Origin of the sequence: Streptomyces sannanensis (genome assembly GCF_039536205.1) — a bacterium.
GTDB lineage: Bacteria > Actinomycetota > Actinomycetes > Streptomycetales > Streptomycetaceae > Streptomyces > Streptomyces sannanensis.
This window is the reverse complement of record NZ_BAAAYL010000001.1, coordinates 2,169,657-2,188,122: the sequence shown is the minus strand read 5'-3', so window position 1 is coordinate 2,188,122 and position 18,466 is coordinate 2,169,657. Positions and strand designations below refer to the sequence as shown.

Genomic DNA, 18,466 nt, shown 5'->3' with positions numbered 1-18,466 from the left:
ACCGGGCCCCTCAACCCACCCCTTGGAGAACCCCATGACTCGCCGCCTGGCCAACGCCGTCTACATCAACCTCAACGGCGCCTGCGATCCGCTCAACCTTGCCGCCGCCCCGACGCGGCGCGCCGCCGAGCTCGACAAGCTGCTCGGCTCCGCGCCCGGCCGCACCATCACCCACCGCCTGTCCACGAGGATCACCGCCCACGCCCCGCGCGCTGGCTGGAAGCACAGCATCAACACCCCCGCCATGGATGCGTGGAGGGCGCTCACCGGCGGCAGCCGGCCCCCGCAGCTGCGCGGACCGATCGTGTTCGCCGCCACCCCGCAGGCACCCAGCTGGAGCCCGGCCGACCTCGAGGCCATCTCCGCCGCAGTTGGCGTGCGCACCACGGTTCGCCCGACCGCAGCGTTTGCCCAGCAGTGCGGCGGGCGCAGCGAGCAGTGCGACGCCGTGGCCATCTACCACCACCGCCCCGCCGGACGCTGGGCCTACGTCGTCCTCGACGGCGTCGGCGACACCCCGCTGGTGCGCGAGTGGACCCGCCACTACGCACCGCGCCTGGCGGCCGCCGCCGCACGCTTCGGAGACCCGGTGGGCGCCCTCAAGGACATCCGCCGCGAGTGCCTCGCCGAGATGCCCAAGTGGACGGACGGGGAGTTGTGGGCGGACGAGCCGACTGCTTGCGCGGTCGTCGTCGTGTACGACCAGGCGAACAACACGCTGACCACAGCCTGGTGCGGTGATGCCCGCGCGTACCAGGTGAACGAGTTCGGCATGCACCGCCTGCTCACCCGCGACCACAACGCAGCCCAGTACAAGCGCGACCGCGGCATGGAAGTCGACGACGCGGACCGGCACTGGGTCATGTCGCACCTCGCCAAGTTTTACGGCGAGATCGGCTGGTGGCGCGAATCTGCCGACCAGGTCAGTCGTCTGCTGCTGTGCACGGACGGCGTCTACGAACCGCTTGAGGACGGAGAGCGACCCGGCAGCCTCGATGCCCTGCTGCTCGGCGAGGACGAGCGGGATGCGGCAGGGCTGCTCGTCGACGACGCGGTACGAGCTGCGGCGCTGCTCTACGACCGGCCGGACAATGCGACGGCCCTGGTGGTGACCCTCCCTGAGATCTCTGACCTGTGGAAACTCCGGGCTTTGGTCAAGTTTTCTCAGCGGTGAGGGTGATCTCCAACCAGTAATGCAATAAAATATAACCAACAGGGAGGGGGGAAGCCCCCTCCCGCCCACCTCGGGAGGCACACCCCATGGCCACACGATCCGTCATCGCCCGCCCCCACCCCACCCGCGGCTTCATCGGCCGCTACGTCCACTACGACGGCCACCCCGCCACACGCATCCCGGCCCTTCGCCATCTCCACCTCCTCATTCACCACGGCGACACCGAGGCCGCCATACGCCAGCTCGTCGACGAGCACACCGGTTGGAGCAGCATTCCGCACTACAAGCGGCCCACGGGCGAGTGCTACTGCCACAGCCGCACCCTTCGGCAGGACACCGGGCCCGTCTACGGCGATGACAGCGCCGGCCACGGCCTGGAGTGGGCCTACGTCCTCGAGGCGGAGACCATCCGCGTCCTGCGCCCGGGCGACGACGGCAAGGGCGGCAGCACCTGGCACCTCGACTCGCTCTTCACCTGGAACACCCGAGCCATCTGACCAACTACCTGCGTCGGGGCCGCCGATCGGCGGCCCCGGCCTCACCCGGAAGGCATGACATGGACAAGACCTGGTGGGTCGTCTTCACCGAAGGAAGCGGCGGGCGCATCGACATCCTCAACGTCCACGAAGAACCCGCTGACGAGGACGAACGCGCCGCACTCCACGGTGAGCTCTGGAGCGACTGTCTTCCCTACTGGGCGATCGACGCGCCGACAGCGGAGGACGCCAAGGAGCAGATCCTTCGCTCGTACGCCGCCGATGACGCCGCGCTCGACGTCGTCGCCGATCACTTCGCCGACTTCACCGCCCAGCGCGCCCGCGCGCACGGCAAGCACTGACACCCGCTCGGCCACCACGCCGCCCCCTCGGCCCTCACAACCCAGGCCAGGGGGCGGCCCCATGCCCGGAGGACACCATGCAGCAGCTCGACCTCTTCGCCCAGGACACCCCCGAACCGGCGCCAGTGCCCGCCACTTTCAAGTCCACCCCCGCCCCGCATGCCGAGGCGAGGCCCGCTTCCGCACCTGCACAGCCGCCCCGGCGCAAGCCGTACTTCCAGACGTTGCGCACCAGCGGCGTCGACTTCGGTGAGGCGATCGCCGACGCGTGGTACCGCGCCCACGGCAGTAGCCGCATGGACATACCCGTCGGCATCGTTGCCGCCCTCGCCCTCTGGCCGATCAAGAGCGACGGCGCCGGCCACGCCCAGGCGCTCGCCGACTTCATCGCCAGCCAGCCTGCCGATGCGCTCCCCGCCGGATTCGGTGAAGTCGTCGCCGCCAACTGGCTCCAGCGGCCCGACCTCATCGACACCGCGGCCCCGATCTTCCGCTGGACCGAGGAGAACCACGATGAGCCGACCCTGCGCGCCATCAAGGCCGTCACCGACGCCGCGCTGAAGCACGGTGTCCTGCAGCACACCGGCGACAGCGACCCCTACATGCGGTCTGAGACCGACCTCATGTCCTGGACCATCACCAAGCTCCGCCACCACTCGTCCCGTTCAGGACTCGGCGAGTACCACACCCCGCCCGAGGTCTGCGAAATGATGGCCCGGGTGCTCATCGAGGGCGACCTCGACCGCATGCACCGCTTCTACGAGCCCGCCGGCGGTACAGGCGGCATGTTCCGCGCGGCCGCCCAGATTCTGCGCGAATACCAGCGCGACCCGCACGACTTCGGCTGGATGCTCCAGGAGCTGGACGCCATCGCCGCTGCCGGAGCCGCGGTCAACACGATCATCTGGGACCTCGGGCCCGGTGCCCTCGTGGCCTGTGGCAACACCCTCTCCGAGGGGGATATGACGAGCCGGGCCCTGGGGCATCAGCGGGCGATCTTCGAGCACCGGAACCGCATCGTGGCAGCGGGGGCGACGGCGGCCGCACTGGCGCAGGCGGAGCGCCTGATCAGTAGGGCGGGCGAGGGCATACAGGCCGCCTGACCTGGGGGTATGTCGCCAGACGAGTTGATCTTCACCTCTACGTGTAATAAAATATAACCAGAGCGAGGGGGAAGCCCCTCGCCCAACCAAAGGGGAGGGTCCATGTACACCCGACTGCTCAACACCGTTGCGAACTGCCTCGCCGACACCTGTGACGGCGACCCCAAGCCTGTCCAGGCCTGTGCCCTCGGTGACAGCCTCTACATCCGGTTCGGCGGAAACCCCAACCGTCTGAAGATCACCCTTGCCCAGGTGCGAGGCGACGGCGACATCAAGATCGCCATCTCCCTGATTCACCCCACGTGCGGCCCGATCGACACGTGGACCTACACCTACGGCGCCATCGGCACCACCAAGCTGCTCGAGCTCATCGAGGCCTACGCGGAAATCTGGGGCCCCTGAGGTCGCCGGCCGGGCGCTGATGGGTGCCCGGCCGCTCGGCGCCCGGCAGGCGGCCACACCGAAGCTCTCGATTCAGCATCCGGAGCACGGCGAGACCGACGTACACATCGTCCGCTTCGGCAGCACGCTTCCTTCCGGCCGCGACCTCTACGACCGCATCGAGCTCTACAGCGAGATCAACCCCCGTGGGGGCCGGGCCAACCCCGGCCCCCACAGGTCTGCAACCTCTTGGAGAACCAGATGATCCTCACCACCAGCGCCCTCGGCGACACCGCCGACGCCATCGCCCGCACCCTCGGCCCCGAGTGGCGCATCCTGCCCCCCGGCGGCGAAGACGGCACCGCCATGCTCATCCACGACGGCGACTCCGCGCCCATGATCACCCTGCGCACCCTCTTCTCCGGAGCCGTCGTACAGCTCGCCCTCAACTGCACCGGGACCGCGTACAACCCCAACAGCCAGCAGTGGACCGAAGGCACCTTCTACGCCTGGAACATGGCCGTACCCCTCACCTCCGTCGACGACGACCAGGACCCCGCCGACGTCATCGCCGAGCGCATCCAGCACGACCTCCTGCCCGCCGTCGACCGCAAGCCCCGACACGTCGGCGACCGCCCCTGGGAGACCGAGACCGACACCCCCACCGTCAAGGCCGAACCGGCGCCCAAGCCGAAGGCGCGCCGCGCCCGCAAGAAGCCCGCCAAGACCAACGCCTGAGGCGAGAGGACTGCATCGTGATACCGACCCGCGAGGCTCTGCGCGAAGACACCATCCGCCTCATCCACGACGTCATTAAGAACGACGACGACCCCAGCGGCCTGGACGACGCCACGATTCACCGGATCACCATGGGGCTGACCGACCCCATCGCCCGTGACCGTGCCATGGCGTTCATCTACCCCTGCGAACTGAATAACGCCCGCATCCTGTGGCACCATGCCATCGCGCGCTGCGAAACCACCGGGTACACCGGCTACACCCCGGCCCTTCACACCCTCGCCGCCTGGGGCCACTTCGTTGCAGGCGAACGGCACGGCGCAGCGATCGCCGTACACGCGGCACTCGCGATCGATGCCTCCTACGTCATGGCCCGGCTTCTCCACAGCTTTCTGGACGACGGCCTGGACCCCGACCACCTGATGTTCCTCGTTCTCGAGGAGCGCGACAAACACCCCGAGGGCCAGTCCTAACCCGCTGGCGCGGAGTGACCTCCAAGCCCGCAGCCCGCTCTGGGCAGGCAGCTGAAACCCAGAAACCGGGACGCGGGCAAGTGGAACGGCTACCGTTGCAGCACCGGCAGCGACTGCCGTGGCTCGCTTGAGGCCCTGACCCCACCCGATTGGGGGCAGGGCCTTCGTGCGTCGGAAGGTCAATCCGCTGCACGCGAGTTCCGGCTGGCCCTGCTCGCCGACCCCGCAGCACCACGGCGCCCTGCAGGCCTCTCACCAGGAGTTCTGTCAGCGTGCCGAGGGGACGTGATGGGGACACAGCGGGGACGGAAGCCTGAGTAAAGACAGAACCTCCCTTGGAGTCCTGCGCTCTCGAAGGGAGGCCTGGCCAGCCAAAACGGGCTAGATTGATCTTCCTGGAACCCGAGGCGCACAGATTCCGATGGACTCATAATCCGTCGGCCGTGGGTTCGAGTCCCACCCGCCCCACCACTGCACAGTGGTGCAGAAACGGTTTGATCAGCGGAGACGCTGGTTGCGGCGATCAAGGCAGAGGCCCGCCGGACGTTTGTCCGGCGGGCCTCTGCCCGTTCTGGCCCGGATGTCGCAGTCTCCGAGAACTCACAGAGAACGCGGCGCCGGGAAGGTGTGAGCGGGGCTGTGGCGACGCACGATCAGGCGGCCTGCCCGCCGGTGCCGTCGATCACGCGGAGAGCCGCCCTCGGGCCCTTGTGGCCGTTCCGCGGGCCGATTGCCGCGGCGGCCTCGGCGGCGGCCCGGGACAGGGCAGGGGCCATGCTGGTGTACGTAGCGGCGGTCGGGGTGATCATGGAGTGGCCGAGCATCTCCTGGACGATCTTCAGGTCGGTGCGGCGGGGTGCGTTGGCATCCCACTACCGGTCGTGGAGCACTGTGGGTCGGGTGACGGGGACGACGGCGAGGAGGTCGTCCAGGCCCTTGAAGTCGTCGGGGTTGGTGGTGAACAGGGGGAGGCCTTCGGCGATGGCGATCGAGGCGATCATCAGATCGGCGATACGGCGCCGGGGCGTGCGGCCGGCGCTGATGACGGCCGCGCAGACCCGGCCGTAGATGCGCGCGGCTTCCGCGTCGAAGGGGATGGGGTCGAACTCGTTCTCAGCGCGCTGGAGGATGTCCGTGCGGCGGGCGCGTTCGGCGTGTTCGTCGTAGTCGTCCTGTTCGGCGTTGCTGCGAACCTGGTGGGGGCCTGCGGAGAGTTCGGCCAGGGTGACGGCGGTGATGGCCATCTCGGCGGGGAGCTCCTCGGGGTTGATCCACTTGCGTAGGATCATGATGTTGGTGTCGAGGAGTCCCTGCTGGTGTTCACCGGGCATAGGGGTCGTCCATCTCCTGCTCGGCGGCGGCGTCCTGGTCGGCGCGGAAGGCGTCCAGGGGGATGTCGGGTGCGGTGCGGGACATGGCGACGAACTCGCCGCGCGGAACGAAGCGCCGACGCCGACGCAGGGGGATCAGCTCGCCGATGCGGTGCCCGTCCCGGGTGACGGTGAAGGACTGGCCACTCTGGACGGCATCCATGATCTCTTTGGACCTGGTGCGCAGGTCGCGCTGGGTGATCTCGGGCTGCGCGGTCATGTCCTTACGGTAGCCGGAGTGTGCTACCTGGTGCTACATGGTGACGCTGATAACCGTCGACCCGGGCCTGTGTCCTCTGGTGGGAGGACAACACCTTCCAGTTGGAGTACCGGGACGGGGCTCCCGCCGAGCACTTCCAGACCCGGACGGTCTCGCGCGAGAAGGTGGTTGCAGCGGTGTTCGGCTGGGTGAAAGGAGAGCCAGGCCGGAAGGACCCCTTCATGTGGAACAACATCGTGTCCTGCTTCGAAGGCTGTGACGGAAGCTGAGGGGCTCATTGCGACGGTGGCGACGGTGCCGTCTTCAGCACACGGGGCAGGTGGATGTGGAGGTGCTCGACTTCGACCGGGTGGCCGCGTTCGCGAAGTGTTCGATCAAGGACTTCAGTGGGACCCGCTGGCCCTTTATGTTGGGCGCATGGTGAGCCTCAATCATCCGCAACTGTCCGGGCTGGGGCGAAACCCAGCAGCTTCTCAGGACGTCCTGGTGCGCTTGGCCGCACACGCGGCCGGCCGACACGGGATATTGCTGCGCCGTGGGCGGCTGGCGGACGCCGTTGTCGAGGCTCTGTTGGCGCACGGCGACGGCGAGACCGCGGTGCGCCTTCACGGGGACCGGCTCTCCCCGGCGATGTGCCGCAGGATCGCTGAGCATCCCGATCCGGCGATCCGTGACGCGTACGCGGACTTCGTCCGCGACATGGTGGACCGCGGCTGCGCACGTTCGCCGACGAACCGAGCCCGAACGTGCGCCACGTCGCCTTGCAAGACCCAGACCTACCCGTGACAGCCCTTCAGCAACTCGCCGCTGCTGCCGAGTCCTTCCTGCGCCGCGGAGTTGCTCGTCACCCCAACATCACGGATGCGCTGCTGGAGCAGCTGCTATCAGACCCGGACCCCGAGGTCGCCGACGATGCCGCTGCCAACTCCGCGCTGCGGCCAACTCGGATGTATCGAATCCTCACCACTGCTGACTTGTGACTCCAGGCGGCACGAGACGCACCAGGGTCCCAGAGCTGCTGCCGCAACACAATGGGACCACGAAACGGATCCTCATCCTGTCATGAGCACTCGCACCGACTGGATCACGCGCGCCGAGACCGGCGCCGACACCCCCGCCATCCGCGAGACCGACCTCGCCGCCTTCGACACCCCGCTGGAAGCCGACCTCGTCGAGGCCCTGCGGGCCGACTCCTCGTGGATCGACGGCCTGTCCATCGTCGTCACGGACCAGGACGGCAGGCTCGTCGGTCACGCGCTGCTGACCCGCTGTCACATCGACGACACCCCGGCGCTGTGCCTGGCCCCCGTCGCCGTACTCCCGGAGTACCAGGGGACCGGTGCCGGCTCCGCGGCCGTCCGTACCGCAGCCTGCAACAGCCGCCACCGCGACCATCGCGGCGGTTCAGAGCACCAAGCGCCTTTCCCCCTAAAGTGGTTCGTCGGTCACCGACACCGGCATTGTTACCGCGATCCGCTCGACCGGCACCTCTCGGGGCTACTGGATCCAGGACCCGGTCGATGACGGCAACCCCGCCACCAGCGAGGCGATCTTCGCGTTCACCGGTTCCAGCGCCCCCTCCACAAGGTGGGCAACAAGGTGACGGTGACCGGCCGGGTCACCGAGTACTACCCGGGAGGCCGGCGGCGTTCAGTCGCTGACCGAGCTGAGCTCGCCGCAGATCGTCTCCACCCTCTCCACCGGAAACGCGCTGCCCGCGTCCTTCGTGCTGGACGCCGCCTCGGTCCCGGGTGCCTACGCTCCGGATGCCGGCGGCGGTTCCATCGAGGGGCTGACGCTCGCCCCGTCCACGTACGCGCTCGACCGGTACGAGTCCCTCGAGGGCATGCGGGTCCAGGTCACCAACGCCCGTGTGGTCGGCGCGACCACCCCGTACGCCGAGCTGTTCGTCACCGCCAAGCCGGCCGAGAACCCGAGCCCACGGGGCGGCACCGTCTACGGCTCGTACACCTCGCAGAACACCGGCCGGGTCAAGGTCGAGTCCCTGCTGACCACCGCCTTCCCGGTCGCCGACGTCGGCGATGTGCTGAGCACGGCCACCGGCCCGCTCGACTACGACATCGTTCATGTGAACGCCGAGTTCGCCGATCAGACCAGCGACCACGACCCGCAGGTGGTGCGACTCCAGCCGTAAGGGGCACTGTCGACCCCGCCCCTATGCTGCTCCGCATGGTGACGACACTGATCGACAGGGCCTCCGCGCAGGACGCGGAGGCCCTCACCGCGCTGGTGCAGGCCTCCCGGGCCTACGAGGGGCGATATGCCCCGATGGTCGCCGGATACCGCGTCACCGCCGACTCCATCGAACGCCACCCGGTGTACAAGGCGGCCGACCCCGCCGGGCGGGTGCTGGGCTTCTACGTCCTGCTCCTCGACGACGCCGAACTCGACCCGGCCTTCGTCGCCGACGAGGCGCAGGGGCTCGGCATCGGGCGGCTCCTGATGGAGCACATGTTCGGACACGCCGGGGAGGCCGGACTCCCGCATGTACGTGTCGTGTCCCACCCGCCGGCCGAGAAGTTCTACCGCCGTACGGGCGCCCGCCGCACCGGCACCGTCGCACCCGTACCGCCCAAGGTCACCTGGGAGCGGCCCGAGCCGCGGTTCGAGCTGTGAGCGGGACGAAGGCCCAGGCGCCGGCCAAGAGCCGCCGGATACTCGCCGACCTCACCCCGCTGCGCACCTCGCCCGACTACCGCAGGCTCTGGGTCGGCAACACCATCTCCTGGATCGGCCAGGGCATGACCTCGCTCGCGGTCTCCCTCCAGGTCTACGACATCACCCGGTCCAGCTTCTCGGTCGGTCTCGTCGGCCTCTGCTCCCTCGTCCCACTGGTCCTCTTCGGCCTGTACGGCGGGGCTGTCGCCGACACCGTGGACCGCCGCAAGCTCGGCCTGTGGAGCGCGGCGGGCTCGGCCGTACTCTCCGTGGTGCTGGCCGCCGGCGCGCTCGCCGACTTCCACCGGGTCTGGTTCCTGTACGCCGTCGTCGCGCTGCAGGCGGTCTGCGCCGCCCTCAACTCCCCGGCCAGAAGCTCGATGATCCCCCGGCTGCTGCCGCCGGAGCAGCTGCCCGCGGCCAACGCGCTGCAGTCGATGACCACGACCTCAGGCTTCCTCGTCGGCCCGATGCTGGGCGGGCTGGTCGTGGGCTTCTGGGGCTACCAGGCCGCGTACCTGATCGACAGCGTCACCTTCACCGCCGCGCTGTACGCGATGTGGCGGCTGCCCTCGATGCTGCCCGACCGCGCCGAAGGGGCGAAGCGGGCGTCGGTCCTGGACGGGCTGCGGTTCCTGGCCACCAAGCCCAATCTCCGGATGACGTTCTTCTCCGACTTCTGCGCGATGATCCTTGCCCATCCGCGGGCGCTCTTCCCGGCCATTGCCGGGCTCTGGTACGGCGGTGATGCCCGGACGGCCGGACTGCTGGCTGCCGCGCCCGCCGTGGGCGCCCTGCTCGGCGGGGTCTTCTCCGGCTGGCTCGGCCGGATCCACCGGCACGGTCTCGCCGTCGTCCTCGCGGTGTCCTGCTGGGGCGCGGCGATCGCCGTCTTCGGGCTGACCCGCGAACTCTGGCTCGGGCTGCTCTTCCTCGCGCTCGCGGGCTTCTCAGACACCGTGTCGATGGTGTTCCGCAACACGATGCTCCAGGCCGCGGTGCCGGACGAGATGCGCGGCCGGCTCCAGGGCGTCTTCATCGTCGTTGTGGCGGGCGGTCCGCGGGCCGGGGACTTCCTGGCCGGTTCGGTCGCCGATCTCGCCTCGCCCGCGGTGGCCGTGGTCGGGGGCGGGCTGGCGTGTGTGGTGGCGGTCGGGCTGCTCGCCCTCGGACGGCGAGGGTTCCTCCGTTACGACGCGAGGTCGCCGCAGCCGTGACGCGGTGTCTGCGCGCGGGTGCAAACGCCCGTGCCTGGTTGACCTGCCCGTGCCCCCAGAGATGCCCCAGGACGGGCTGGGTGGCGACGTTCTCCGTCGGGTGGTGAAGTAGCCCCCCGGGCTTCCGCTCCGGGGACCCCACCTGTTGGAAGAACTGGGCGTCCATCACCTGACCCGCAGGTCCCGGCCCGGTCCACCCGGGTCGGGACCTGCGGGTCAGGCGCTCGGTCATGGTCGATGCGACCGAGCGCTTCGGTCGTCAGACGTCGTGCAGGGCCCGCTTCATGATCTTGCCCATGTCGTTGCGCGGCAGCGCGTCCAGGAAGCGGACGACGCGCGGCCGCTTGTGCGGGGCGAGCCGGTTCGCCACATGGTCCGCCAGCTCCTCGGCGGACGGCGGTGCCGCGGGATCGGCCGGCACGACCCAGGCGACGATCCGCTCGCCCAGATCCGCGTCCGGTTCGCCCGTGACAGCGGCCTCGCGCACCCCGGGGTGCTCCAGCAGCGCGTTCTCGACCTCGCCCGCGCCGATCTTGTAGCCGCCGCTCTTGATGAGGTCGGTGGCCTTGCGACCCACGATACGGACATAGCCGTCCGGGTCGCGGATCGCCATGTCGCCTGTACGGAACCAGTCGCCGTCGAAAGCCGCGGCCGTCGCATCGGGCCGGTTCAGATACTCCGTGAAGAGATTCGCACCGCGCACCTGGATCTCGCCGACGGACTCCCCGTCGTACGCCGTGAGTTCGCCGCCCGCCTCGTCGACCAGCCGCAACTCCACACCGGGAAGCGGGAGTCCGACCGTGCCGGGGCGGGCCTCCCCGTCGGCGCGGATGCTGGTGTTCATCAGGGTCTCGGTCATCCCGTACCGCTCGATGACATGACGGCCCGTCGCGGCCGTGATCCGCTCGTGGTCGTGGACCGGCAGCGCGGCCGAACCCGAGACCAGCAGTCGGGCCCCCGCCAGTGCCTTGGCCAGCTCCTGGTCGTCCTCGAGGGCCTCCGCCAGCCGGTGATACATCGTCGGCACACCGAACAGCATCGTGCCGCCCGCCGCGAGCTCCCGCGCCACGCCGTCCGTGCTGAACCGGCCCAGATGACGCACGGATCCGCCGCGCCGCAGCGGGCCCAGCACGCCCAGGATCAGACCGTGTACATGGAACAGCGGAAGCGCGTGCACCAGTACGTCGTCCCCGGTCCACTGCCAGGCCTCCGCCAGCGCGTCCAGCGTCGCCACGACCGCGCGGCGCGGCAGCACGGCGCCCTTGGGCGGGCCGGTGGTGCCGGACGTGTACACGACGAAGGCGGGGGCCTCGGCCGACGGTTCGGCGGGCACCTCCACCGCCGGCCCGGCTGTCGGTACGTCGATACGCTCCAGACCGCCCAGCGCCTTCGGCAACCGCTCACCGGCCGCGGCCAGCACGAGCGAGGGCGCACTGTCGGCCACGATGTGCGCGAGCTCCCGCTCCCCGGTCTTCGGGTTGAGCGGTACCACCGCGGCCCCGGCCAGCAGCGCGGCCACCACTCCCACGGCCGTCTCCAGCGAGGGTGTCGCCCACACCGCGACGCGCCCCGCGCCGGTGAGGCGAGGCACGAGCGAACCCGCGGCGGCGGCCAGCCCGGCGTGGCTCAACGCACGGTCACCGAACCTCACGGCCTCGTTACCGGAAGCAGCGTGCAGAGCGGGAAAGAGAACGGACACGCGGCGTACTCCTCGTCATCGGCGGCACTGCGTGCAACCCTATGCGGCACCCGGCAACCGGCAGCAACGCCAGACCACCAGCAACACCAGAACCGCACCCGGCAACCGGCAGCAACCCCCGAAGCGGCACCCCAGCCGAACCCGGCGATCGGGAGCATCCCGGGTCGGCGCACCTCGGAGCGGCACTCGGCGACCGGCAGCAATGCCAGACCGGCAGCAACCCCCGAAGCGGCACTCGGCGACCGGGAGCATCCCGGGCCGGCGTACCACGGAGCCGCACCCGGCGACGGCAGCCCCCCGCGTCCGTCCTGGGGGCACCTCTGGGGGAGTTTGAGGCAGGACGCTCCCCCAGCTATCGCTGGGAGGTGCCCCCAGGCCAACCTGACCGGTGACCGGCTGCCGCGCCGGGCGGAACCTCACAGCGGCGCGTGCCACGTCACCGTCGTGCCCCGGGCGCCGTCGTCCCGTGTTCCGTCGTCGGTGACGACGAGCCGTACCCCGGCCGCGTCCGCCTCGATCTCCACGTCGACGGCGGACACCCCCGGTCTGCGGTGCGCCGCGGCCAGGGCGCCGCGCAGCGCGGCCAGCAGCCGGTCGGCGGTCGGCTCGCCGACCAGCGCGTCCACCGGGCCGGCGAAGTGCACCGACGGAGGGAAGCCGAGGAGCACCGCGGCCCCGCTGGTCTCGCGCAGTACTCGGCCGCGGAAGGTGCTGGGCGCGGCGGCGGGCGGCTGCTGGAGGGCGAAGATGGCGGTGCGTACGTCCTGGATGGTGGAGTCGAGTTCCTCGACGGCCCGCCCGATGAGTTCACCGGCCTCGGCCTCCGCCGCACGCCGGAGTGTGGACTCCAGCATCATCTCGGTGGCGAACAGCCGCTGGACGACGAGGTCGTGCAGATCGCGGGCGATCCGGTCGCGGTCCTCGTACACCGCGAGCTGTTCCCGGTCGTGCTGGGCGCCGGCGAGGACGAGTGCCAGGGCGGCCTCCGAGGCGAACTGCGCGGCGAGGAGCCGCTCCGCCCGGGTGTACGGGCGGGCGCCCCGGTGCCGGGGCAGGACGAGGGTGCCGATGAGCGTGCCGCCGCTGCGCAGCGGCAGCAGCATGGTCGGCCCGAAGCGGTGCCGCGCGTGCGTGGTCATCCGCGGATCGGTGGCCGCGTCGTCCATGAAGACCGGTTCGCCGCCGAGCAGTTGCTCCAGCACCGGCGCGCCGGGGGAGATGACGGTGCCGACGAGGTCGGCCGGGTCGTCGTGGGTGGAGGCGGTGACGATCTCCATTCCGTCGTTCTCGGTGCGCTGGAGCACCACGCCGGCGGCCGCGTCGGCGAGGATGCGGGCCTGTTCGGCGACGGTCATGAGCGCGTCGTCCGCGTTGTCGCCGGCCAGTAGCGCGGTGGCGACGGCGGCGGTTCCCTCGATCCAGCGTTCGCGGAGCCGGGTGGTCTCGTGGAGGTGGGCGTTGCCGATGGCGATGCCTGCCTGTGAGGCGAGTACGCGCAGCAGGGCCAGATCGTCCTCGCTGAAGGGCCCGCCGGACTTCTCGGTGCAGTAGAGATTGGCGACCACCTCGGTGTGCGCCCGGATGGGGACGCCGAGGAAGGAGTGCATCTCCGGGTGGCCGGGGGGAACTCCGCCGGAGCGCGGGTCGGCGGTCAGATCGTCGAGCCGGATGGGCCGCGGATCGTGGATGAGGGCGCCGAGCAGCCCGGAGCGCCCGTCGGGGAGCCGTCCGATGCGGGCCCGGGCCTCGTCGCTCAGACCCGTGGTGAACAGTTCCACGACAGCGCCGCGCTCGGGGTCGTAGATGCCGAGCGCGCCGTACTGCGCGCCGGTCAGTTCGGTGGCGGTGTCCACGATGTGCTGGAGTGTGGTGCGCAGCTCGGGGTAGGTGCCCACGCCGAGTGCCGCCTCCAGCAGCATGGGCAACCGGGGCGCGCCGCGGGGCGTGGCGGACTCCTCGGTCACTCGCCCAGTTCGTTCGGTGGTGTCTCGGCGAGCGGGTTCAGCACCATCGAATGGACGTTGCCCTCCAGCATCGCGCCGAGTCCTTGGACGGCGCAGATGTCGGGCCGTTCGGCGATGTGCACGGGCATGCCCGTCGCTTCGCGCAGCATCTGGTCGAGGCCGGGCAGCAGGGCGCTGCCGCCGACCATCATGATGCCGCGGTCCACGAGGTCGGCGACCAGATCGGGCGGGCATTCGCGCAGCACCCGGCCGATGCCGTCGAGTACCGAGGTGAGGGGGGTGTGGATGGCGTCCCGCACGGCGGCGGTGTCGACCAGGACGGACCGGGCGAGCCCGGTGGCCACGTCCCGGCCGTGGATCTCGGTGCTCTTCGGTCCGTGGGGGGCCAGGCCGTTGCCGTGGAGGGCGAGCTGGAGGGGGCGTACCGACTGGCTGGGCAGCATCAGCTCGTGATGGTGGCGCAGATGCTGGATGACGGCGTGGTCGACGGCGTTGCCGCCGACCGGGATCCGCTCGGCGGTGACGATGGAGCCGAGCGAGAGCACCGCGATCTGGGTGGTCGCCGCACCACACACCATGATCATCGTGGCGGTGGGCTGTTCCACCGGGAGCTGGCAGCCGACGGCCGCGGCGATCAGGGTGTCGACCAGTTCGACCCGGCGAGCGCCGAGCCCGACCAGGGTTTCCACGGTGGCGCGCTGGGCGAGCGGGTCGCTGTCGTGCGGATTGCAGGCGGCGGCGCGCAGCCGGGGCTTGCGGCGCAGCTGGCGGCGGAGCTTCTCGCCGAGCAGGAGGCGGAGCATGCGCTGGGCCATGTCGATGTCGTTGACGGTGCCGCCGGACACGGGCCGTACGACCCGGATGTAGTCCGGGGTGCGGCCGGTCATCTTCTCCGCCAGGGCGCCGACGGCGATGACCCCGCCGGTGCGGGTGTTCACGGCGGCACAGCTGGGCTCGTCGACGACGAGTCCGGCGCCCTTGACGTACACCCGGGTTCTGGCGGCTCCGAGATCGACGGCGACATGGCAACGGCGCAACTGCTCAAGACGCACGGTCATGGCAGATCCTCCCGAGGGCGCGGACGCGGATGTGATGGCTTCCTTTCGCATCGTGCGGGGGGCACCCGGGGCGCGCGCGCTGAGCTGCGCCGGTCGGGGGGATGCGAGCTGACGGTGCGCCAGACCGTGCTGTGCTATCGGGTGGTGTCCTGCAACAGCCCGTAGGTGAAGTGGGCCACGCAGGGCGTGCCGTCCGGGAGGGTGATGGCCAGGCGCCATCGGGTGGGGGCGTCGCCCTCCATGGGGCGGGCCGGGGCGAAGGCGCGGGCCACCTCGTCCACGGTGCACGACCAGGGGCGCAGATCCTCGGCCGTACGCAGTTCGGGGCCGGCCGTTCCCGGGGCTCTGACCAGCCATTCGTTCCAGACGGCGCCGTTCGGTGCGGCGAGCACCTCGAACCGCAGGCCGGGCCAGAGGGGCATCGGCCATTGCAGGGCGTCGCACTCCAGACCGCCGATTCTGCGCCGAACGACCGACTCGGGTTCGCCGAGCACCGAGCGGTAGCGCGCCACCGCCCCGCGCGCCCGTGTCCGGACCATCGCCTGCCAGCGGCGGTTGGCCTCGCGCTGATCGGATACGGAGACGCCCAGCCGGCGGCGGGCGTCCTCGGCGAGTCCCGGCTGGTGGTCGGCCATCCGGCGCAGCAGCACCAGTTGGAAGTCGAGCGGACCGAAGGGTGTCGCGCCTGTCATGGGATTCATCCTGCCCGGTACGGCCGACATGGAGCGGAGCCTGACGTTCCGCACAAGATCTTCACCGGTCGGGACCCTTCAGGTGCACGTGTGGCGCATAGGTTCCGACCACATGGACTACTGCCACCTCTGCCGGCGGCACCTCAACGGCGCACTCGCCTGTCCCGGATGCGGCACCCCCGCCGCGGAACTCCGGCGGCACGAACCCGCGGAGCCCCCGGTGTACGCCGCCCCGGAAGCCGGGGGCGAAGGACCGTCGGGGCCTCGTCGCGCGCACCGGGCCGAGTCCGTCTCCTCCGCCGAGGAGGGCGGGGCGGCCGGGCGTTCCCGCCGGGCGCGCAAGGGGCGGACCCGCACCGTGGTGATCGTCTCGGTGGGTGCGGTGCTGGCGGTGGGCGCGCTGGGTCTGACCCGGCTGACCGCCGGGGCGCCGCAGGGCGAGGCCGCCCCTCCGGTGCAGGAGGGCCCGGTGCCGGAGGAGACGCCATGGCCCGAGGCCTCTTCGGATCTCCCCGCCGAGCCGACCGGGCTTCCGGCCACCGAGCAGCCCTCCTCCGCGAGTGCCGGCGCCTCGGAGAGTGCGGAGGCGAGCGAGTCGCCGTCGCCCACGGTTCCCTTCTCGCCTTCGGCCGTCGCGCCCTATGCCTGGTCCTCGGCGCCTGCGCGGCAGCCGACGACCGATGGTGAATCCCCGGCGCCGCGGCGGCCGTCGTCGGAGCCGCCGGTGTCCGGGACGCCGCAGGAGGAACCGCTGCCCACGGCGAGCCCGAGCCCGAGTGCGACGTGCACCAAGTTCCTCTGGTGGTGCACATAGGGGGTGTCCGGTGGATCCGGCCGGCTCGGCGAGCGCCCGCCGCGGAGCGGCTGATGTCCACGCATGCGGTGGGGGCACCTCTGGGGGTACGCCTCGGGGTAGCGGGGGAGGAAGCCCGGGGAGGTAGCCGGGGGGCATCGGCGACTGGCGACAACGCCGGGGGCACCTCCCGTGCCCGAAGGGCTACGGGGGAGAGACGGAGTCGCAGGGTGTCGCGAGCCCGGCATGATCCGCCGGACACCCCCTAATACTGCAACCGCACTCATTGCGTCACCGCAGGTCAGGGCGGGTGCAGCGGAGTTCTTCCACTGGCGATGCGTCAGTGGAGGATTCCGGTTCCCGCATTCGGTCGAACCGCGAACCGGCAGGTCAACGCTCCAAGTGGCTGATGGCTCGTCACATGCGGGCGGGCGGTGTACCGCGCTTGACCTGCGGCGATAGCGCGAGTGCGGTTGCAGTGCTAACGGCGTCGGCTCCCAGCATTCGCTGGAGCAGGTCGCGCAGGACCGTGCGCTCCTCCGTGGAGAGCTCGGCGAGCGGCTCACGGGCGAAGTTCAGTGACTCCCGCAGCGCCGCCGCGGTCCGCAGGCCCTCGTCGGTGGCGGCGGCGAGCTTGACGCGCCGGTCCGCCGGGTCGGGGCGACGTTCGACCAGGCCGCGGGTCTCCAGCCGGTCGACGATGCCGGTGACGTTCGACGGCTCGCACTTCAGCTTCTGGGCTATACGCCGCATCGGCGTCGGCTCCAGGGAGAGCAGTCCCAGGACGCGGGCCTGTGCCCCGGTGAGCGCGTGCTCTGCCGCGGCCTGCTCGTATTCGTCGTAGTAACGCGCCACGACGGTGCCGATCAGTTCGACGACCTCGAGGGTCAGGGGGTCTGTGCGAGGGGCCATGGCCTCAGGGTACCCATTTGCTTGACAACATGAAATATCGAGGTGCATGGTTGTTTCACCACCTGAAACATTTTGGAGGGCCGCACCCCCATGTCCGCACTCCCCGTCACCAGTCGTGAATGGCATCTGATCGCCCGCCCGCACGGCTGGCCCAAGCCGGAGGACTTCGCGCTGCGCGAGGCCCCCGTCGCCGAGCCCGGCCCCGGCCGCATCCTGGTCCGTAACCTCTTCATGTCGGTCGATCCGTACATGAGGGGCCGGATGAACGATGTGAAGTCGTACGTACCGCCCTTCGCGCTCGACGCGCCGATGGACGGCGGTGCGGTCGGCGAGGTCATCGCCTCCGCCGACTCGCGCTTCGCCGTGGGCGACCATGTGCTGCACGGGCTCGGCTGGCGCGAGTACGCCGATGTGGAGGCGGAGCGCGCCGTCAAGGCCGACCCCTCGCTCGCCCCGCTCTCCGCCTACCTCGGAGTGCTCGGCATGCCCGGCCTGACCGCCTACGCCGGGCTGCTGGAGGTCGCCTCCTTCAAGGAGGGCGACATCGTCTTCGTCTCCGGCGCTGCGGGCGCGGTCGGCGGCCAGGTCGGCCAGATCGCGAAGCTCAAGGGGGCCTCGCGGGTCATCGGCTCGGCCGGCTCCGACGACAAGGTCAAGCTGCTCGTCGAGGAGTACGGCTTCGACGCGGCCTTCAACTACAAGAGCGGCCCGGTCGCCGAGCAGCTCAGGGCGGCCGCCCCGGACGGCATCGACGTCTACTTCGACAATGTCGGAGGCGAGCACCTGGAGGCCGCGATCTCCTCGCTCAACGTGCACGGCCGGGTCGTGCTGTGCGGTGCCATCGCGCAGTACAACAACACCGAGGCCGCCCCCGGTCCGCGCAATCTCGCCCTCGCCATCGGCAAGCGGCTGCGGCTCCAGGGGATGCTCGTCCGCGACCACGCCGCACTCCAGCCGCAGTTCGTCCAGGAGGTCGCGGGCTGGATCCGCTCCGGTGAGCTCAAGTACTCCGAGACCGTCGTGGACGGCATCGAGAACGGTGTCGAGGCCTTTCTGGGGCTGCTCCGGGGCGAGAACACCGGAAAGATGATCGTCTCGCTCGGTCGCTGACACCGCTGACAGGGTTTTCCGGCATCCAGTAAGGTTTTTCCACCT

23 protein-coding genes are annotated in these 18,466 nt (G+C 70.4%); 15 read left to right on the top strand and 8 right to left on the bottom strand.

The genetic code is table 11. The features are described from left to right. The first annotated feature begins 34 nt into the window (after positions 1-34). From ABD858_RS10220 to ABD858_RS10190, 7 genes are all read left to right on the top strand, one after another. On the top strand, positions 35-1,174 hold the full coding sequence (locus ABD858_RS10220) for a PP2C family protein-serine/threonine phosphatase (RefSeq protein ID WP_345035966.1): 1,140 nt from the start codon (positions 35-37) through the stop codon (positions 1,172-1,174). Positions 1,175-1,260: 86 nt separating this feature from the next. Next, complete coding sequence (locus tag ABD858_RS10215; protein WP_345035964.1) at positions 1,261-1,671, top strand: hypothetical protein; 411 nt, start codon at positions 1,261-1,263, stop codon at positions 1,669-1,671. Positions 1,672-1,730: 59 nt separating this feature from the next. Further along, positions 1,731-2,012: a hypothetical protein gene (locus tag ABD858_RS10210; RefSeq protein ID WP_345035963.1), complete on the top strand. Its 282-nt coding sequence runs from the start codon at positions 1,731-1,733 to the stop codon at positions 2,010-2,012. A 77-nt stretch (positions 2,013-2,089) separates the two neighbouring features. Beyond that, entirely contained in the window at positions 2,090-3,115 is a 1,026-nt protein-coding gene (locus tag ABD858_RS10205) for an N-6 DNA methylase (protein WP_345035962.1), read from the top strand. Between the two features lie 102 nt (positions 3,116-3,217). Continuing rightward, positions 3,218-3,517 (top strand): hypothetical protein, encoded by a 300-nt coding sequence (locus ABD858_RS10200; protein ID WP_345035961.1) that lies wholly within the window; start codon positions 3,218-3,220, stop codon positions 3,515-3,517. A gap of 240 nt (positions 3,518-3,757) precedes the next feature. Beyond that, positions 3,758-4,234: a hypothetical protein gene (locus tag ABD858_RS10195; RefSeq protein WP_345035959.1), complete on the top strand. Its 477-nt coding sequence runs from the start codon at positions 3,758-3,760 to the stop codon at positions 4,232-4,234. After that, the gene (locus ABD858_RS10190) at positions 4,135-4,707 is read left to right on the top strand and encodes a DUF4192 family protein (protein WP_345044417.1); all 573 of its coding nucleotides are present in this window, start codon (positions 4,135-4,137) and stop codon (positions 4,705-4,707) included. The genes ABD858_RS10195 and ABD858_RS10190 overlap by 100 nt, the downstream gene beginning before the upstream one ends. Positions 4,708-5,360: 653 nt before the next feature. Here the strand turns inward: ABD858_RS10190 and ABD858_RS10185 are convergent. From ABD858_RS10185 to ABD858_RS10175, 3 genes are read right to left on the bottom strand one after another with little or no spacing between them, the layout of a single operon-like run. Then, complete coding sequence (locus ABD858_RS10185) at positions 5,361-5,531, bottom strand: hypothetical protein (RefSeq protein WP_345035958.1); 171 nt, start codon at positions 5,529-5,531, stop codon at positions 5,361-5,363. A 48-nt stretch (positions 5,532-5,579) separates the two neighbouring features. Beyond that, the gene (locus tag ABD858_RS10180) at positions 5,580-6,038 is read right to left on the bottom strand and encodes a type II toxin-antitoxin system VapC family toxin (protein WP_345035956.1); all 459 of its coding nucleotides are present in this window, start codon (positions 6,036-6,038) and stop codon (positions 5,580-5,582) included. Then, positions 6,028-6,297, bottom strand: a complete 270-nt coding sequence (locus tag ABD858_RS10175; protein WP_345035955.1) for a type II toxin-antitoxin system Phd/YefM family antitoxin — start codon at positions 6,295-6,297, stop codon at positions 6,028-6,030. The genes ABD858_RS10180 and ABD858_RS10175 overlap by 11 nt, the downstream gene beginning before the upstream one ends. A 417-nt stretch (positions 6,298-6,714) precedes the next feature. Here ABD858_RS10175 and ABD858_RS10170 point away from each other — a divergent pair, with 417 nt between their 5' ends. From ABD858_RS10170 to ABD858_RS10145, 6 genes are all read left to right on the top strand, one after another. Then, positions 6,715-7,083, top strand: coding sequence for a hypothetical protein (locus ABD858_RS10170; RefSeq protein WP_345035954.1), 369 nt, complete (start codon positions 6,715-6,717; stop codon positions 7,081-7,083). Continuing rightward, positions 7,080-7,277 carry a hypothetical protein gene (locus tag ABD858_RS10165; protein ID WP_345035952.1) on the top strand — a complete coding sequence of 66 codons (198 nt, stop codon included), beginning with the start codon at positions 7,080-7,082 and terminating at the stop codon, positions 7,275-7,277. The genes ABD858_RS10170 and ABD858_RS10165 overlap by 4 nt, the downstream gene beginning before the upstream one ends. Before the next feature lie 82 nt (positions 7,278-7,359). Further along, complete coding sequence (locus ABD858_RS10160; protein ID WP_345035951.1) at positions 7,360-7,821, top strand: GNAT family N-acetyltransferase; 462 nt, start codon at positions 7,360-7,362, stop codon at positions 7,819-7,821. Positions 7,822-8,023: 202 nt separating this feature from the next. Next, on the top strand, positions 8,024-8,452 hold the full coding sequence (locus tag ABD858_RS10155) for a hypothetical protein (protein ID WP_345035950.1): 429 nt from the start codon (positions 8,024-8,026) through the stop codon (positions 8,450-8,452). A gap of 35 nt (positions 8,453-8,487) precedes the next feature. Then, positions 8,488-8,934: a GNAT family N-acetyltransferase gene (locus ABD858_RS10150; RefSeq protein WP_345035948.1), complete on the top strand. Its 447-nt coding sequence runs from the start codon at positions 8,488-8,490 to the stop codon at positions 8,932-8,934. Beyond that, a complete protein-coding gene (locus tag ABD858_RS10145) occupies positions 8,931-10,193 on the top strand; it encodes an MFS transporter (protein WP_345035947.1) in 1,263 nt (420 codons plus the stop codon). Before ABD858_RS10150 ends, ABD858_RS10145 begins: the two co-directional genes overlap by 4 nt. Positions 10,194-10,452: 259 nt before the next feature. On the opposite strand, the gene ABD858_RS10140 is transcribed toward ABD858_RS10145, so the two are convergent. The 4 genes from ABD858_RS10140 to ABD858_RS10125 form a co-directional block, all read right to left on the bottom strand. After that, positions 10,453-11,892 (bottom strand): acyl-CoA synthetase, encoded by a 1,440-nt coding sequence (locus ABD858_RS10140; protein ID WP_345035945.1) that lies wholly within the window; start codon positions 11,890-11,892, stop codon positions 10,453-10,455. A gap of 416 nt (positions 11,893-12,308) precedes the next feature. After that, positions 12,309-13,811, bottom strand: a complete 1,503-nt coding sequence (locus ABD858_RS10135) for a sensor histidine kinase (RefSeq protein ID WP_345044414.1) — start codon at positions 13,809-13,811, stop codon at positions 12,309-12,311. A gap of 41 nt (positions 13,812-13,852) precedes the next feature. After that, complete coding sequence (locus ABD858_RS10130) at positions 13,853-14,914, bottom strand: rod shape-determining protein (RefSeq protein ID WP_345035944.1); 1,062 nt, start codon at positions 14,912-14,914, stop codon at positions 13,853-13,855. A 134-nt stretch (positions 14,915-15,048) separates the two neighbouring features. Then, on the bottom strand, positions 15,049-15,606 hold the full coding sequence (locus tag ABD858_RS10125; RefSeq protein WP_345035943.1) for a hypothetical protein: 558 nt from the start codon (positions 15,604-15,606) through the stop codon (positions 15,049-15,051). On the opposite strand from ABD858_RS10125, the gene ABD858_RS10120 reads away from it, so the two are divergent. Then, the gene (locus tag ABD858_RS10120) at positions 15,605-16,420 is read left to right on the top strand and encodes an SCO2400 family protein (RefSeq protein ID WP_345035941.1); all 816 of its coding nucleotides are present in this window, start codon (positions 15,605-15,607) and stop codon (positions 16,418-16,420) included. The two genes, ABD858_RS10125 and ABD858_RS10120, sit on opposite strands and share 2 nt — an antisense overlap. Positions 16,421-16,816: 396 nt before the next feature. On the opposite strand, the gene ABD858_RS10115 is transcribed toward ABD858_RS10120, so the two are convergent. Then, positions 16,817-17,311, bottom strand: a complete 495-nt coding sequence (locus ABD858_RS10115; protein WP_345035940.1) for a MarR family winged helix-turn-helix transcriptional regulator — start codon at positions 17,309-17,311, stop codon at positions 16,817-16,819. A 90-nt stretch (positions 17,312-17,401) separates the two neighbouring features. Between ABD858_RS10115 and ABD858_RS10110 the strand changes: the two genes are divergently transcribed. Then, positions 17,402-18,421 carry an NADP-dependent oxidoreductase gene (locus tag ABD858_RS10110; RefSeq protein WP_345035939.1) on the top strand — a complete coding sequence of 340 codons (1,020 nt, stop codon included), beginning with the start codon at positions 17,402-17,404 and terminating at the stop codon, positions 18,419-18,421. Positions 18,422-18,466: the final 45 nt, after the last annotated feature.

Bases quoted from the DNA above. Each gene is read 5' to 3' on its own strand.
- ABD858_RS10220 (WP_345035966.1), top strand. From the start codon at position 35: ATGACTCGCCGCCTGGCCAACGCCGTCTACATCAACCTCAACGGCGCC.
- ABD858_RS10215 (WP_345035964.1), top strand. From the start codon at position 1,261: ATGGCCACACGATCCGTCATCGCCCGCCCCCACCCCACCCGCGGCTTC.
- ABD858_RS10210 (WP_345035963.1), top strand. From the start codon at position 1,731: ATGGACAAGACCTGGTGGGTCGTCTTCACCGAAGGAAGCGGCGGGCGC.
- ABD858_RS10205 (WP_345035962.1), top strand. From the start codon at position 2,090: ATGCAGCAGCTCGACCTCTTCGCCCAGGACACCCCCGAACCGGCGCCA.
- ABD858_RS10200 (WP_345035961.1), top strand. From the start codon at position 3,218: ATGTACACCCGACTGCTCAACACCGTTGCGAACTGCCTCGCCGACACC.
- ABD858_RS10195 (WP_345035959.1), top strand. From the start codon at position 3,758: ATGATCCTCACCACCAGCGCCCTCGGCGACACCGCCGACGCCATCGCC.
- ABD858_RS10185 (WP_345035958.1), bottom strand. From the start codon at position 5,531: ATGCTCGGCCACTCCATGATCACCCCGACCGCCGCTACGTACACCAGC.
- ABD858_RS10180 (WP_345035956.1), bottom strand. From the start codon at position 6,038: ATGCCCGGTGAACACCAGCAGGGACTCCTCGACACCAACATCATGATC.
- ABD858_RS10175 (WP_345035955.1), bottom strand. From the start codon at position 6,297: ATGACCGCGCAGCCCGAGATCACCCAGCGCGACCTGCGCACCAGGTCC.
- ABD858_RS10170 (WP_345035954.1), top strand. From the start codon at position 6,715: ATGGTGAGCCTCAATCATCCGCAACTGTCCGGGCTGGGGCGAAACCCA.
- ABD858_RS10160 (WP_345035951.1), top strand. From the start codon at position 7,360: ATGAGCACTCGCACCGACTGGATCACGCGCGCCGAGACCGGCGCCGAC.
- ABD858_RS10150 (WP_345035948.1), top strand. From the start codon at position 8,488: ATGGTGACGACACTGATCGACAGGGCCTCCGCGCAGGACGCGGAGGCC.
- ABD858_RS10135 (WP_345044414.1), bottom strand. From the start codon at position 13,811: ATGCTGCTGGAGGCGGCACTCGGCGTGGGCACCTACCCCGAGCTGCGC.
- ABD858_RS10130 (WP_345035944.1), bottom strand. From the start codon at position 14,914: ATGACCGTGCGTCTTGAGCAGTTGCGCCGTTGCCATGTCGCCGTCGAT.
- ABD858_RS10120 (WP_345035941.1), top strand. From the start codon at position 15,605: ATGGGATTCATCCTGCCCGGTACGGCCGACATGGAGCGGAGCCTGACG.
- ABD858_RS10125 (WP_345035943.1), bottom strand. From the start codon at position 15,606: ATGACAGGCGCGACACCCTTCGGTCCGCTCGACTTCCAACTGGTGCTG.
- ABD858_RS10115 (WP_345035940.1), bottom strand. From the start codon at position 17,311: ATGGCCCCTCGCACAGACCCCCTGACCCTCGAGGTCGTCGAACTGATC.
- ABD858_RS10110 (WP_345035939.1), top strand. From the start codon at position 17,402: ATGTCCGCACTCCCCGTCACCAGTCGTGAATGGCATCTGATCGCCCGC.